The organism is Peptoniphilus koenoeneniae, from assembly GCF_030812875.1.
GTDB lineage: Bacteria > Bacillota > Clostridia > Tissierellales > Peptoniphilaceae > Peptoniphilus_B > Peptoniphilus_B koenoeneniae.
On the sequence record NZ_JAUSTN010000002.1, the window covers coordinates 106,301 to 119,815 of the forward strand.

The 13,515-nt window shown below is 30.7% G+C and carries 13 protein-coding genes and 1 other annotated feature; of the genes, 1 reads left to right on the forward strand and 12 read right to left on the reverse strand.

What is annotated here, in order from left to right; translation table 11 throughout:
- The 6 genes from gatC to J2S72_RS02110 all read right to left on the reverse strand — a co-directional run bounded on the left by gatC (nucleotide 1) and on the right by J2S72_RS02110 (nucleotide 8,313).
- Entirely contained in the window at nucleotides 1-282 is a 282-nt protein-coding gene (gatC, locus tag J2S72_RS02085; RefSeq protein WP_023055215.1) for an Asp-tRNA(Asn)/Glu-tRNA(Gln) amidotransferase subunit GatC, read from the reverse strand.
- A gap of 2 nt (nucleotides 283-284) precedes the next feature.
- Nucleotides 285-2,243 (reverse strand): NAD-dependent DNA ligase LigA, encoded by a 1,959-nt coding sequence (gene ligA / locus J2S72_RS02090; RefSeq protein ID WP_307494899.1) that lies wholly within the window; start codon nucleotides 2,241-2,243, stop codon nucleotides 285-287.
- Nucleotides 2,240-4,429 (reverse strand): DNA helicase PcrA, encoded by a 2,190-nt coding sequence (gene pcrA / locus J2S72_RS02095; RefSeq protein WP_023055195.1) that lies wholly within the window; start codon nucleotides 4,427-4,429, stop codon nucleotides 2,240-2,242. Before pcrA ends, ligA begins: the two co-directional genes overlap by 4 nt.
- Nucleotides 4,426-5,109 (reverse strand): tRNA threonylcarbamoyladenosine dehydratase, encoded by a 684-nt coding sequence (locus J2S72_RS02100; RefSeq protein ID WP_023055250.1) that lies wholly within the window; start codon nucleotides 5,107-5,109, stop codon nucleotides 4,426-4,428. Before J2S72_RS02100 ends, pcrA begins: the two co-directional genes overlap by 4 nt.
- Nucleotides 5,106-6,218: an S-layer homology domain-containing protein gene (locus J2S72_RS02105; protein ID WP_023055230.1), complete on the reverse strand. Its 1,113-nt coding sequence runs from the start codon at nucleotides 6,216-6,218 to the stop codon at nucleotides 5,106-5,108. Before J2S72_RS02105 ends, J2S72_RS02100 begins: the two co-directional genes overlap by 4 nt.
- A gap of 112 nt (nucleotides 6,219-6,330) precedes the next feature.
- Nucleotides 6,331-8,313 carry an S-layer homology domain-containing protein gene (locus tag J2S72_RS02110; protein WP_023055203.1) on the reverse strand — a complete coding sequence of 661 codons (1,983 nt, stop codon included), beginning with the start codon at nucleotides 8,311-8,313 and terminating at the stop codon, nucleotides 6,331-6,333.
- 130 nt (nucleotides 8,314-8,443) lie between these two features.
- On the opposite strand from J2S72_RS02110, the gene J2S72_RS02115 reads away from it, so the two are divergent.
- Nucleotides 8,444-9,208, forward strand: a complete 765-nt coding sequence (locus J2S72_RS02115) for a precorrin-2 dehydrogenase/sirohydrochlorin ferrochelatase family protein (RefSeq protein WP_307494900.1) — start codon at nucleotides 8,444-8,446, stop codon at nucleotides 9,206-9,208.
- 44 nt (nucleotides 9,209-9,252) lie between these two features.
- Here J2S72_RS02115 and J2S72_RS02120 read toward each other — a convergent pair whose 3' ends face one another.
- From J2S72_RS02120 to rplJ, 6 genes are all read right to left on the reverse strand, one after another.
- Nucleotides 9,253-10,017, reverse strand: coding sequence for an ABC transporter ATP-binding protein (locus J2S72_RS02120; protein ID WP_023055489.1), 765 nt, complete (start codon nucleotides 10,015-10,017; stop codon nucleotides 9,253-9,255).
- On the reverse strand, nucleotides 10,014-11,048 hold the full coding sequence (locus J2S72_RS02125) for an ABC transporter substrate-binding protein (RefSeq protein WP_023055550.1): 1,035 nt from the start codon (nucleotides 11,046-11,048) through the stop codon (nucleotides 10,014-10,016). The genes J2S72_RS02120 and J2S72_RS02125 overlap by 4 nt, the downstream gene beginning before the upstream one ends.
- Nucleotides 11,045-11,809: an ABC transporter permease gene (locus J2S72_RS02130; protein WP_023055534.1), complete on the reverse strand. Its 765-nt coding sequence runs from the start codon at nucleotides 11,807-11,809 to the stop codon at nucleotides 11,045-11,047. Before J2S72_RS02130 ends, J2S72_RS02125 begins: the two co-directional genes overlap by 4 nt.
- The gene (locus J2S72_RS02135; RefSeq protein ID WP_023055561.1) at nucleotides 11,781-12,080 is read right to left on the reverse strand and encodes a thiamine-binding protein; all 300 of its coding nucleotides are present in this window, start codon (nucleotides 12,078-12,080) and stop codon (nucleotides 11,781-11,783) included. The genes J2S72_RS02130 and J2S72_RS02135 overlap by 29 nt, the downstream gene beginning before the upstream one ends.
- Nucleotides 12,081-12,358: 278 nt before the next feature.
- The gene (gene rplL / locus J2S72_RS02140; protein WP_023055552.1) at nucleotides 12,359-12,742 is read right to left on the reverse strand and encodes a 50S ribosomal protein L7/L12; all 384 of its coding nucleotides are present in this window, start codon (nucleotides 12,740-12,742) and stop codon (nucleotides 12,359-12,361) included.
- A 26-nt stretch (nucleotides 12,743-12,768) separates the two neighbouring features.
- Entirely contained in the window at nucleotides 12,769-13,305 is a 537-nt protein-coding gene (rplJ, locus tag J2S72_RS02145) for a 50S ribosomal protein L10 (protein WP_023055570.1), read from the reverse strand.
- 9 nt (nucleotides 13,306-13,314) lie between these two features.
- Nucleotides 13,315-13,435 (reverse strand) — a sequence feature (ribosomal protein L10 leader region).
- Nucleotides 13,436-13,515 lie beyond the last annotated feature (80 nt).

Sequence of the window (13,515 nt, forward strand, 5' to 3'; positions counted from 1 at the left end):
TTACTCCACAAACTTTATAATCTTAAAGAATCCGTATTTTTCTTCTGCTGTGTTTTCAGTAGCATCCTTCACATCTAAAGATTCTTTTACCTTATCTTCTCTTAAATTATTAATTGTTCCGTTGACCTGAAAAACTCCTTCTATATTCTCAGTGTCAATCTTAGCAATACTATCAATTAAATTCATAGTTTCAGAAAAATCTTCTTCAAAGTTTTTAAGCTCCTCTTCTGAAAATTCAATCTGAGCAATATCTGCTATGTGTTTAATTTCCTCAAGCTTCATTGTTACCTCCGCTTATTATACTCATCTTCATCTATTATTTCTATACCAAGACTTTGTGCCTTATCTGCCTTAGAACCAGGACTTTCTCCTATGATAACCAAATCAGTTTTTTTGCTTACTGATCCTGTCACTTTTGCTCCTAAACCTAAAAGCTCATTTTCAATTTCTTTTCTTGGCCTTGATAAAGCTCCTGTAAGAACTATTATTTTATCTTTAAAATAATTATTTTCTGTTTGTATTTTTGTGTAGTGGCTTTTTACTCCATACTCAATTAATTCATCAAGAGCCTCTTTAATTTTTTTATCTTTAAAAAATTCTACAATCTCATGAGCTGTTATAGGTCCTATATCTCCTATATCCTTTAGGTCTTCTTCTTTAGCCTTGGATAAATTTTCAAAAGATTCAAAGTTTTTTGCAAGATCTCTTGCAGTTTTTATGCCTACATTGTGAATTCCCAAGGCATATATAAAGTTTTCAAGTTCCACATCTTTACTTTTTTCTATTTCATCTAAAAGATTTTGGCTTTTCTTTTTTCCAAAACCTTCAAGTTTCATTAAATCTTTAAGTTCAAGTTTATATAACATGGGAACTTCTTTTATATTTAAATCCGATAAAAGTTTAAGGGCTGTTTTGTCACTTAAACCTTCTATATTCATACCATCTCTTGAAGCAAAATGAACAATCCTTGAAACAAGTTGAGGAATGCAGGATAAGGTATTGGGACAAAATATATGAACCCCGTCCTGATACAACTCCGCTCCACAAGATGGACAATGTGTCGGTTTTTCAATAGGAATAGTTTTTTCATCGCTGGGCACTACTCCTAAAATTTCAGGAATAACATCATTGCTTCTTCTTATTAAAACCCTTGAGCCTAACTCAACTTTTTTCCTTAAGATGTCATCATAATTGTTTAGAGTTGCTCTTGTAATAGTAGCTCCGCCTATGTCCACCGGTTCCAGAATAGCAGAGGGAGTAACCTTTGCACTCCTTCCCACATTCCAAACTACATCTAAAAGCTTTGTGGTTATTTCTTCCGCTTCAAACTTGTAGGCTATGGACCATCTTGGAAATTTATTTGTGTAGCCCAAAGCCTGTCTGATTTTCATATCATTTATTTTTATTGTTACCCCATCAATTTGAACATCTAAATCATCTCTTATTTTTCCTATGTGATTTATTTTTTCTATAGCCTCATCAATGGAAAAAACATGATAATAAATTGAATTTACCTTAAATCTATTGTCCTTTAAAAATTTTTTCATTTCTATGTCAGACTCAAAAGTTTTTCCTTCAATATAACCTATATTGTAAAAATAAGCAGTTAAATGCCTACTTTCAGTAACCTTTGAATCTAAGTTTCTCAAGGCTCCTGCAGCAGCATTTCTTACATTTTTAAGAGGCTCTTCATTTTCTTTATTGTATCTATAAAAGGCATCATAGGGCATTAATCCTTCCCCTTGAACTTCCATTTTTCCCTTATAATCAATTTTAAGAGGAATAGATTTTATGGTTTTTATCTGAGGTAAAATTTCCTCTCCTACAAGTCCATTTCCCCTTGTAGCAGCATTTACTAAAAATCCCCCATCATAAGTTAAATTAATTGTGAGCCCGTCAAATTTAAGCTCTATAACATAATCAAGTTTTTCATTAATATTAAGGCTTTCCAAAAGTCTTTTATTTCTAATTTCCCAATTTTTTAAAGCTTCAAAACTTTGAGCCTTATCCATGGAATAAAGAGGGCTTATATGAGTGTGTTTTACAAAGCCCTTTAAAACCTGTCCTCCAACTCTTTTTGTAGGTGAATCTTCTAAAACAATGCCTCTTTCTTTTTCAAGTTTTACAAGTTCATCATATAAAATGTCATATTCCTTATCACTTACTAAAGGTTCATCAAGAGTATAGTAGTGGTATCCCAATTCATTAAGTCTATCTACAAGTTCTCTTAATCTATCTTTCATTTTATCAACTCCAAAGGTGCGAAGGAAAGCATAAGTCTTTTTATTCCTCCCTTGTCAAAAGAAATAACAACTTCATAATCATTTCCTTTTTTCGTTTTAGCAACAATCATTCCCTGACCGAAAGTTTTATGTCTCACCTTATCCCCTATATTTATATTTTTATTTTCCTTACTCATTTCCGGTTTTTGACTTTTCCATATAGGATATCTTAATAAATCTTCACCCTTATCTTTATTTGTTTTTGTAAAATCAATAACTTCAACGTTATTTTTTTCTTCACAGGAAATCTTTTTAATATCTCCCATTTCATCAATAAATCTGGATTCCCTATTAAATTGAGTGTTTCCAAACCTGTTTCTCGCCTTTGCTGAAGATATATATAATTCTTCCTCGGCTCTTGTTATGGCAACATAACAAAGTCTTCTTTCCTCTTCCACGTCTTCGTCTTCTTCCATGCTCATAAAAGAAGGAAAGATATTTTCTTCCATGCCCACTAAAAAAACAACAGGAAATTCCAATCCCTTAGCAGCATGAACTGTCATAAGTTTTACTCCGCTTTTCTCATCAGTTTTATCAACATCAGACAAAAGAGAAACCATGGCAAGAAATTCTTCCAGGCTTGCTCCCGCAACTTCTTTTTCAAAATCTTTTGCAGCGGAAACAAACTCCTCTAAATTTTCAATCCTCGTTCTGCTTTCTAAGCTTTTATCTTTCTGCAAATCACTTAAATAGCCTGAATCAATAATAACTCCTTCAATAAGAGAAGGCAGATCTAAATTTAGTGCCTTGTCCTTTAAGGTTTCTATTATTTCCTTAAAATCATTTATCTTCTTATTTTTCCCAAAGTCATATTTATCAGCATCTTCAATGACTTTTAAAATACTTATATTTTCACGAAGGGCAGCTTCTTCAAGTTTTTCAAGGCTTGTTAAACCTATGCCCCTTTTAGGTGTATTTATTATCCTCTTTAAAGAAACATCATCATTTTCATTTACGAGAAGCCTTAAATAGGCAAGAATATCCTTAACCTCTTTTCTATCATAAAACCTTAGACCGCCTATGATCTTATATGGAATTCCCTCTCTCATGAGCATATCTTCAAAGCCTCTTGATTGAGCGTTAGTCCTATATAAAATTGCAAACTCATCAAAAGATCTGCCCTTATAATTTAATTGCTCAATTTTATTTACAACACCCCTGTCCTCCTCAATAGAATGTTCATATCTTTCATATTCCACATCTTTTCCATCCTCTTGAGAAGTCCACAAATTCTTTTTATACCTATCTGAATTATTTTTTATTACTGAGTTTGCAGCTCTTAAAATATTTCCCGTCGACCTATAATTTTGCTCAAGTAAAATAACTTTTGCATCCTTATAATCTTTTTCAAAATTTAAAATATTTGAAATATCCGCCCCTCTCCACTTATAAATGGATTGGTCATTATCTCCTACTAAAGTTAAATTTGGATTTTCTCTTGATAAATACCTTATTAAAAAATACTGCATTTTGTTGGTATCCTGATACTCATCAACAAAAATATAATCAAACTTTTCCCTATAATAGTTTCTAACTTCAATAGAATCCCTTAAAAGTTCAACAGTTTTTATAATCAAATCATCAAAATCTAAAGCATTGTTGGTCTTTAAAGATGAATTATAATCTTCATAAATCTCACTTAAGATTTTATCGTAAAAGTTTTCCCCGTTTTCTTTAAGAAATTCTTTAGGACTTACTCCTTCATTTTTTAAAGATGAAATTTTTGAAATTATAGCCTTAGGTTTAAACATTTCACCGTTTAAATTTCTTCTCTTTATAATATCCTTAAGTAAAGTTACCTGGTCATGGGTGTCATAAATAGTAAAGTTTTTACTAAAGCCAAGTCTATCAATATTCATCCTTAAAATTCTTACGCAAATTGAGTGAAAAGTTCCAATCCACATTTTTGAAGCATCAGTCATAAGAAGTTTTTCAACCCTATCTCTCATTTCTCCAGCAGCTTTATTGGTAAAGGTAAAGGCTAAAATTTTAGAAGGAAAAACATTTAAATGCTCTATTAAATATGCAATTTTACTGGTTACAACTTTTGTCTTGCCAGATCCTGCTCCTGCAAGAATTAAAAGAGGACCCTCAGTTTGGTAAACCGCTTCTCTTTGTCTTTCATTAAGTTCTTCTAAATAGCTCACTTTAATAACTCCCTTACAATATATGATCCAATCATTAAGCCTGCAGACGGAGGAACAAATGGTGTTGAACCTGGAGTTCTTTTATCTTCCGATAAATTATTTGGCTTTTCCGTACTATAAATTACAATGGGATCTAAATTAATATCTTTTAGCAATTTTCTCATACGCCTTGCCAGAGGATCCGTATGAGTTTTTGAGATTTTTGTAATTATAAGTTTTGATGGATCTAATTTATTACCCGTTCCCATTGATGAAATAATAGGAATCTTATTTTCTTCTGCATTTTTAATTAAAAGTAGCTTAGCTTTAACATCATCAATGGCATCTGCAATAAAATCATAATTTTTAAGATCAATTAAACTTTGGCTGGTTTCACTATAATTTATTTTATAAGCTTCAACTATAATTTCAGAATTTATATCTAAAAGTCTTTTTTTTAATACACTGACCTTATCTAAACCTAAAGTTGAATCCAAAGCTATAAGTTGCCTATTTTTATTTGTTATATCAACAAAATCTCTATCAACTATACCTATTCTTCCTAGGCCTACCCTTGCTAAAGATTCTGCCACATAGGAACCCACTCCACCTAAGCCGAATACAATAACTGATGAATTTTTAAGCTTTTCACTTCCATCTTTTCCGATTACTTTTTCAGTTCTTTCTTTCCAATTTGTCAATTTATGTCTACCTTTGTTACATTTCCATTAACAATTTCAATATTTGAAAAATACTCTTTGTCTTTTTCAAGAGACCTGTCAAAATAATATACAAATTCTCTTGGCCCCTTATAATTTAAAGATATATTTAAAATTTCCACAAGACTCTTATATCTTGAATCTTCCTTCTCAATATTTTTTATTTTAATATTTGCAGGAAAAACCATATTTTGGGAACTTATATCTTCAAAATAATTTTTAACAATTCCATCTTCAATAGTAAATTTAAATATGCTTCCAATTTTACTTATGTCAATTTTTACAGAAGACTTATAATTTTCCATAGTTCCATCATGTTCAATTGTTAAAATATCATCTCTTATATCAACTAATTTTCCTTGAATTTCTTTAGAATTTTGAATTTTTTCACTGTTTTTGTCTATAACTGAAGAAGATGCCTTTAAAATTTCTGGATTTGTTTTTAAAATCTTATCCATAATAACCGCCATTTCCGATCTTCTTACATATCTTTTTCCCAAAAACTTTCCGTCACTTCCTGAATCAGAAAAAATTCCAAGTTCTACAAGACTTGCAAGATAACCTTGAGAAATGTAAGGAGTATCAAATAAATCCTTATGTTTTAAAAGAGATGTGTCTCCATATTTATTGAGTTTAAAAGCTCTTCCAAGATAAACTACAATTGAATTTCTGTCTGGATACTTTTTATTTTCTATAAATCCGCCCTTTTTCCCTGCCTCAAGAGTTTTTTCACTTATTGTTCCTCTTACTAAATTAAATTTAACCGCACTATCTGCCCATAAGGGTATAGAATACTTACTTAAATCAATTTGTAAATTTTTTATTTGTTCAGCCTCTTCTGGACTTACTTTTGAAATGCTCTCAATTATTTTTAAAGTTTCTAAAAAAGAAACAGGATTTTCAGGTTTAAAATTTCCATCAGGAAAACCTGAAAGTAAATTTTTTTCAGATAAATCAATAATTTGTGGATAAGCCCAAGAAAATGGTCCGTCTTTTTTTAAATCTTTATATTCTGCAGCAAAAACTGAAGCTGGCAGTAAAGATAGGGATAAGCCTAAGATACTTAATCTATATAAAATTTTATTTTTCATAAAAACCTCCATTTTTTAATTATAACACATTATATATTATTGAAAATAAAGAGCCCTTAAGATGAAGGTAAAAAAAATCAGCCTTAATTTTAAGGCTGATAATTTTTTAATTTTATCTTATATCTAAGATGCGTCCTCCCCCATTGCTATAATAAGGATTATTAGATACTCCATATAAATACATTACAGGGGTGATATAAATAGGTCTATAAGAGTTTAGGTTTTCTTGAACTACAACTATGAAATCTCCTCTTTCTCCATCTCTTAGATTGATGTTTTGAGCTTCAAAAGTTTCTCTATCTAAAGTTCTTAAATTTGTATTGGAAACTATTTGTTGAGAATTTATAATTGTGAAAAGATCTTTTTGGTATAGGCTAGAAAGATTATCTCTTCCTTTAAAAGCTGTAACTTTATAAATTCCGTAACCTCTTGAATCATAGCTGTTATCAAAAAATCTCATAGTTTCTATGTTATTACCTTTTAAAGTTAAAATAGCATAAACATTTCCGCTTCTAAGATTATTTCCAGAAATGCTAGTTATTTTAGAGTCTGACATTCCCCAATAAGCATTGTTATTTACAATGTTATAGGAATAGCTTCTATTTGTAGCATAATCTGCAATTGTTAAAGTTCCTGCATTTCTTGCATTGTCTATAGAAAAATCAGTTATTTTTCCGAAAACTGTAGCACCTTGATTTTGATTTACTAAGTTTTCTCCTATATACCTGAAGTTTGTAGGAGCGTAGAAATTATCTCCAACTTTTTTATTATCTAAAAGCGGATTTTTTCCGTAAGAATCAACTTTTGCATAGAATTTGTAATCTCTTCCGTCATTTAAAGTTAAAGTAAATTCTCTTATTTGTGAATTAGGTAAAACATTGCCTATAGATTTAATTAAACCTGAAACATTTCCAGTTCTTGGAGTTACATATAAATCAGTTACTCTACCTTGAGAGTTTGTCTTATATTCAATAAGATCTCCAGCTTTTATTTGTCCTAAGTTTGATTTGTAGCCTAAGATGTAAATATTTGCTGGTGTTTCCAAATAATAAGAACCTATATTTGTTGTAGGAATTGATTCAGATTTTGTATAATCAACATTTGTAGAATTACTTGCATATCTTGCAGTAAATCCATTACTTGAAATGTCACTTACATATCCTACGAAACCTTCCATAATGTCAGTTATTTCAATTTCTTTTGCAAGTCCTTCGACTCCATTTATGTTTCCTTGAACATAAGAAATTTTTACAGTTTGTCCTTCTTTAATATCTTTTGTAGAAAGGACTTTTCCATTTGAAGTAACTTTTGTGTTGGCGTCATAGGCAAAAGAATATCTCTTTATAGATGTTTCAATAATAACTCTGTTCATATCATTTACAGTTGAAGCAAGTAAAACTTTTCCGCTTATAGTTTCTACTTCTTGTTTAGCTGTATAATCATAAGATGCTTTTGTTATTATTGCCATTTCAGAACGTCTTATTCCACGTTCACCTTCAAATTTACCGTTTGAACCTGTTGCGGTAAATATGTTTGCTTTTACTAGGCTTGTAAGATAATCTTTAGTGAAATCTTTTAAATTTCCAATATCTTTGTGTTTTAAGACGCTGTGGTCTGAATCTCTTTTAAGCTTTAAAGCCTTTGCATAAAATACAGCAATATCTTTTCTATAAGGAACTTCAATTTTTTTAGCATCAAACATTTTATTATTATGTGCTATCTTCAAAGTATCTTCGCTGAAAACATCTCTATAAAGACAAACTGCAACGGCCTCTTTAGCCCAATCATCAACTTTTAATTTATTAAGTAAATCTTTGTATTTATTTAATGCAGTTTTAGTTTCAGTATCTGAAGGATTCATAATTCCTTTTAGGAGAGAACAAGTTTCAAGAAAATAAACTTCTTTATCTGGCTTAAATTTTCCGTCAGGATATCCTGCAATAATAGATCTGTCACTTAAAACATCTATTGCATCATATGCCCACCCATAAGGTCCATTACTTTTAACATCGCTAAAGCTTTTAGCAAATGCTGCACCAGGGATAAGAGTGGCTGCGGCAAGAGTGCATGCAACTATCTTTTTTAAATTTTTCATTATATACCTCCATTCGTACTTATATTATACCACAGCTTAATTTTTGATTTTATTACAAGTTAATTGCAAATATAAAAAATTAATACATGACTTATATTATCATTGTGATATAATTAACCAAGGAGGAAATATGAGATACTTACCTATTACAATCGATACTAAAAACAAAAGTATAATTGTCTTTGGCGGAGGAGAAATTGTACTTGAAAGAGTAAAGACTCTTTTAGAAACTGAATTTAAAATTTATTTGGTCAGTGATAAAATAATTGATGAGCTTTGGAATCTTGCAAAGGAAAATCCTGAAAGACTTTTAATTAAAGAAATGATTGTTGACGAAAAATTTATCTTCTTTGATTTTGACTATTGCATAATTGCAACTATGGATATGAAAGTTAATGCAGCTCTTGAAAATAGGGCTAAGAAAAATAATATTCCCTATGAACGCGAAGATATTTTAAGTGAAAGTTCTTTTAATTTTATGAAATCATCTTCCATAGGTCAAATCACACTTGGAGTTTCTAGTGATTCAAATAATACTTCCCTTGAAAATATAGTTTTTGAAGATATTGAAAAACTTACAAATTCATACAATCCTCAAAAATTTGATATCCTTTCAAAAATCAGAACCGCCCTTGTTAGAAAAAACACTCCCAACATTGATGAGATTATTAAAAATTTGTATGATGATGAGCATATTAATTTAAATACTTATCTAAACAATATTAATGTTGAAGCAAAGGCTGAAAAAGAAAATAATATGGCGGATCTAAAAGATTATATTAAAGATTTAAATAAGGCTTCTAAAAAAACAAGTCTTGAAGATTTGAAAAAAGAATTGAAAGAAGAAAAATCCGAAAATGTAATTATTGACAAAGATTCTGAAAAAAATTCTTAAAGTATTAAAAAATCCTCCTTAGGAAATTTCCTAAGGAGGATTTTTTAATCTTCATTTGCTTCTATTTTATCCAGTTTATTTATAATATATTTTTTATATTCTATAAATTTTTTATTTTCAAAATAATTCTGTCCGAAGCCCTCTTCAATTTTAAGCTCCTCAATAATTTTCCCGGGATTTTTTCCCAAGATATAAATTCTGTTTGAAAGTTTTATGGCTTCTTCTATATCGTGAGTTATAAAAATTGTAGAAAGTCCTATATCTTTTATAATATTTTTATACCATTTATGAATCGATGATTTTGTTATGGCATCTAAGGCACTGAAAGGCTCATCAAGAAGGGCAACCTCATTGCTGAAGACATAGGTCCTTAAAAGTGCTGCACGCTGTGCCATGCCCCCAGAAAGCTCTGAGGGATAAAAATTTTCTGTGCCTTCAAGTCCGAATTCCTTAAAAAATTTTTTTACTTCTTCTCTTGCTTCTTTTTTATTTTTTCCCCTAAGTACAAGAGGAAGTCCTACATTGTCAATTATTGACATGTAAGGCAAAAGAAGGTCTTTTTGTAGCATATAAGAAACTTTTCCTGAAATACCCGTTATATCTTGTCCCTTTAAAAAAACTTTTCCCTTATCTGGTTTTAAAAGACCTGCAATAATATTAAATAAAGTTGTTTTTCCGCTTCCGGAAACTCCTACAAGGGAGATAAGCTCTCCCTTGTTTAAATATATATCTATATCTTCAAGAACTTTTTTCTCATCAAAAGACTTATCTACATTTTCAACCTTTAAAATTATATTTTCTTCACTCATTTTAATTTTTCAGGATTTACAAAATCATTTGTATAACCGAAATCTTTAGGAATTTCTTTATCAATTAATTTATTTTCCCAAAGCCAAGCATAAAAATTATTCCATCTTTGTCCGTTAATTTGTCCAAAATATTCAGCGTCTGCTTGATACTTATCAGCTATATATTCCATACCTTTTTTTGTAAGTTCTTTATCAAGTTCCGGATTTTGTTTTACAAGAATTTCTGCTGCTTCATCAGGATTTTTAATTGCAAATTCATATCCTTTTATTAAGGCACGCATAAATCTTTTAGCCACATCTTCTTTATTCTTTAAAAAGTCGTTATTGGCAATTAGAATAGGTGTATAGTAGTCAAATACTGGATTTATATCTTTAAAGGCAAAATAATTTATAGGGATATTGTTAACTTCAGCTGCTACACCGTCAACGGGATAAAAAATCCAAACGGTATCAATGTCTTTTCCTTGAATTGCTGCAAGAGTATTTGTTACATCTCCTGGAACTAAGTTTACTTTTGAAAAATCTCCTCCGTCATCTTCCACAACTTGTTTTAAAATTGCTTGTTCCACAGGAAGTCCCCAAGTTGAATGATTGTGATTTTCCATATCTTTAGGTGATTTTATGTTTTTATCTTTTACAGAAACAATTCCTGAAGTATTATGATTAATTATTGCAGCAACTGCTGTAACAGGAAGAGGTTTATCGCTGGCAAATGCCGGTGCTATTGTATCTTGAAAAGATATACCGAAGTCAGCTTTTCCTGAAGCTATTAAAGCTTCTGCTCCATTTGCAGGAGGTTGGTTAACTTCAACTTCAATTCCTTCTTCTGCAAAAAATCCCTTATCTATTGCTGCATAAAGTCCTGCATGATTTACATTAGGTTGCCAATCAAGAAGAAAGCTTACCTTTTCAACTTTTTGTTCTTGATTTTTTTCTCCTTCTTTTTTATTTTCTTGGGGTTTTGTGTTTGAACACCCCATTAAAGTAATTCCTGCTAAAGCAATTATTAATGCTTTTTTTAAATTTTTCATTTTTCCTCCTTAATCCAGGGCATCATTTTCTTTTGAAGTATACTTACAAGTTTCATAAGTATTAAAGAGATGCCTGATATCAAAAAAATAACCGCAAACATTTTGTCAAAAGAATAGTTTTTTTGAACTCTTATCATATAAACGCCAAGGCCCTTAAAGCCTCCAAGCCATTCAGCGATTACAGCTCCAACTACAGAATAAGAAACTGCAATTTTAAAAGCACTGAAAAAGTTTCCCATGCTTTCAGGAAGCTTAATATACCTGTAAATTTTAAATTTATCCGCTCCCATAGCCTTTAAAAGTTTTATTTTATCCACGTCAACTTGCTTAAATCCTTCAAGCAAGCTTATAGCAACTGGAAAAAATGTTACTATTACAATTAAAACAATTTTAGGCAAAATACCGTATCCCATCCAAAGAACCAAAAGAGGTGCAATGGCAACCGTAGGAACAGTTTGAGTAAGAACCAATATAGGATAAAGAGCATGATAGATTCCATCTGAAAAATCCATCATTAAAGCAGCTATAAATCCTAACAAAACTCCCAAAAAAAGTCCTAAAAAAGCTTCTGATAGAGTTGTCAAAAGATGAGATGAAATTGTAGGCATATCATAAATAAATGCCTTAACCACATCCAAGGGTTTAGGAAGTAAAAATGGACCTACAAGACCTGTTTGGGTTACAATTTGCCAAATTATTAAAATTACTATTATCAGAGAAGCAGCAGATAAATTATCCTTGATATTTGCCGATTTTTTCATCAATTGTCAGGATTCCTTGTTCAGAATAAAATATTTTGCTATAACATGCCACTTGCTCCGATAAATCTCCTGCAAGTTTTACGCAATTTTTTAAAATTTCAAAAGCTTTATTAAAATCATCTAATTCTATTACCGTTTCAAAAGGTGTTACTATATGATTTACTTTTTGACTTTCAATGTATTCAATGACTTTATCTACAACTTCAACAACAGATTTTGAGCTTGCTTCTTTAGTTGTAGGCAAAACTTGTATCGCAATAGAAATTTTCATAAAATTACCTCCTTATAAAATTACATAAAAAAAACCTCTACAAATAGAGGCAGACTTTTCCCAAACAGCATTACCTGTTCAGGTCCAAAGGGTTTAAGGAAATCCTAATCTCAGCAAAAGCTCCCCTGACACATTAATTATAGAGGTAAAAAAAATAATATACAAGAAAATATTTTTAAAGAGTTTTTATATTTTTTTTAATAAAAATTTACAATTTAATTTTTATGTTTTTAAATAAAAAAAATACCGCAAAATCACGGTATTTTTTATAAGTTATATTACTTAACTTCTACAGTTGCTCCAACTTCTTCAAGTTTAGCTTTAATTTGATCAGCTTCATCAGAAGAAACGCCTTCTTTTACAGCCTTAGGTGCTCCGTCTACAAGAGCTTTTGCTTCTTTAAGTCCAAGTCCTGTAATATCTTTAACTACTTTAATAACTTTAACTTTTTCTTGTCCTGCTTCTGTAATAACTACATCAAAGCTTGATTTTTCTTCTGCTGCTGGTGCTGCTGCTCCGCCTGCTGGTGCTGCTGCTGCAACTGCTACAGGTGCTGCTGCTGATACACCAAATTCTTCTTCTAATGCTTTTACTAGTTCTGATAATTCAAGAACTGTAAGTCCTTTAACTTCTTCAATTAATTTTTCTACTTTTTCTGACATTTTATTTCCTCCAATTTAATTAATAATTATGCTGCTTCAGATTCTTTCTTATCTCTGATAGCACCAAGGACTACTGCAAGTCCCTTTAAGTTTGCGTTTAATACGTTAGCAAATCCTTGTAGTGGAGCATTTAATCCACCAAGTACTTGTGCAATTAATACTTCCTTAGCTGGAAGTTTTGCAAGGGATTCAACTTCTTTAACATCGATAATCTTACCGTCTACATAACCTGACTTAATTTCCAGTGCTTCATGGCTTTCTGCAAATTTTGATGCAATTTTTGCTCCCGGAACCGGATCTTCCATTGAAAAAGCAATTGATGATGGTCCTTTTAAAAATTCATCAAATCCTGTGATTCCAAGATCATTAAAAGCTCTTCTCATCATAGTGTTTTTGTAAACCTTGTAATCTACATTAGATTCTCTAAATTGAGCTCTAAGTTCAGTTACTTCTTCTACATTAAGTCCATGATAATTCATAAGTACAATACTTTGTGCACCTTGAATCTTTTCTTTAATTTCGTCAACTAGGGCTTGTTTACCTTGAAGTTTCTCTTCTTTCATTGTTTCACCCCCATAAAATAAAAAATCCCACTAAAGCCAGTGAGATAGAATTTTCGTTTCTTTAATTCTTACCTCGGTAGGATATTTAAACATAAGTCCCTACTGTCTTTGGCTTTAACATGGATATTATACATAAGCCCTTTTAATTAGTCAAGACTTTTTTTATAAAAAAAGCAGGCAAAGCCTGCTAATTTAATTTCTTTTATTTTT

Bases quoted from the DNA above. Each gene is read 5' to 3' on its own strand.
- J2S72_RS02115 (WP_307494900.1), top strand. From the start codon at position 8,444: ATGAGATACTTACCTATTACAATCGATACTAAAAACAAAAGTATAATT.
- J2S72_RS02125 (WP_023055550.1), bottom strand. From the start codon at position 11,048: ATGAAAAATTTAAAAAAAGCATTAATAATTGCTTTAGCAGGAATTACT.
- ligA (WP_307494899.1), bottom strand. From the start codon at position 2,243: ATGAAAGATAGATTAAGAGAACTTGTAGATAGACTTAATGAATTGGGA.
- rplL (WP_023055552.1), bottom strand. From the start codon at position 12,742: ATGTCAGAAAAAGTAGAAAAATTAATTGAAGAAGTTAAAGGACTTACA.
- gatC (WP_023055215.1), bottom strand. From the start codon at position 282: ATGAAGCTTGAGGAAATTAAACACATAGCAGATATTGCTCAGATTGAA.
- J2S72_RS02130 (WP_023055534.1), bottom strand. From the start codon at position 11,809: ATGAAAAAATCGGCAAATATCAAGGATAATTTATCTGCTGCTTCTCTG.
- rplJ (WP_023055570.1), bottom strand. From the start codon at position 13,305: ATGAAAGAAGAGAAACTTCAAGGTAAACAAGCCCTAGTTGACGAAATT.
- J2S72_RS02120 (WP_023055489.1), bottom strand. From the start codon at position 10,017: ATGAGTGAAGAAAATATAATTTTAAAGGTTGAAAATGTAGATAAGTCT.
- J2S72_RS02135 (WP_023055561.1), bottom strand. From the start codon at position 12,080: ATGAAAATTTCTATTGCGATACAAGTTTTGCCTACAACTAAAGAAGCA.
- J2S72_RS02105 (WP_023055230.1), bottom strand. From the start codon at position 6,218: ATGAAAAATAAAATTTTATATAGATTAAGTATCTTAGGCTTATCCCTA.
- J2S72_RS02110 (WP_023055203.1), bottom strand. From the start codon at position 8,313: ATGAAAAATTTAAAAAAGATAGTTGCATGCACTCTTGCCGCAGCCACT.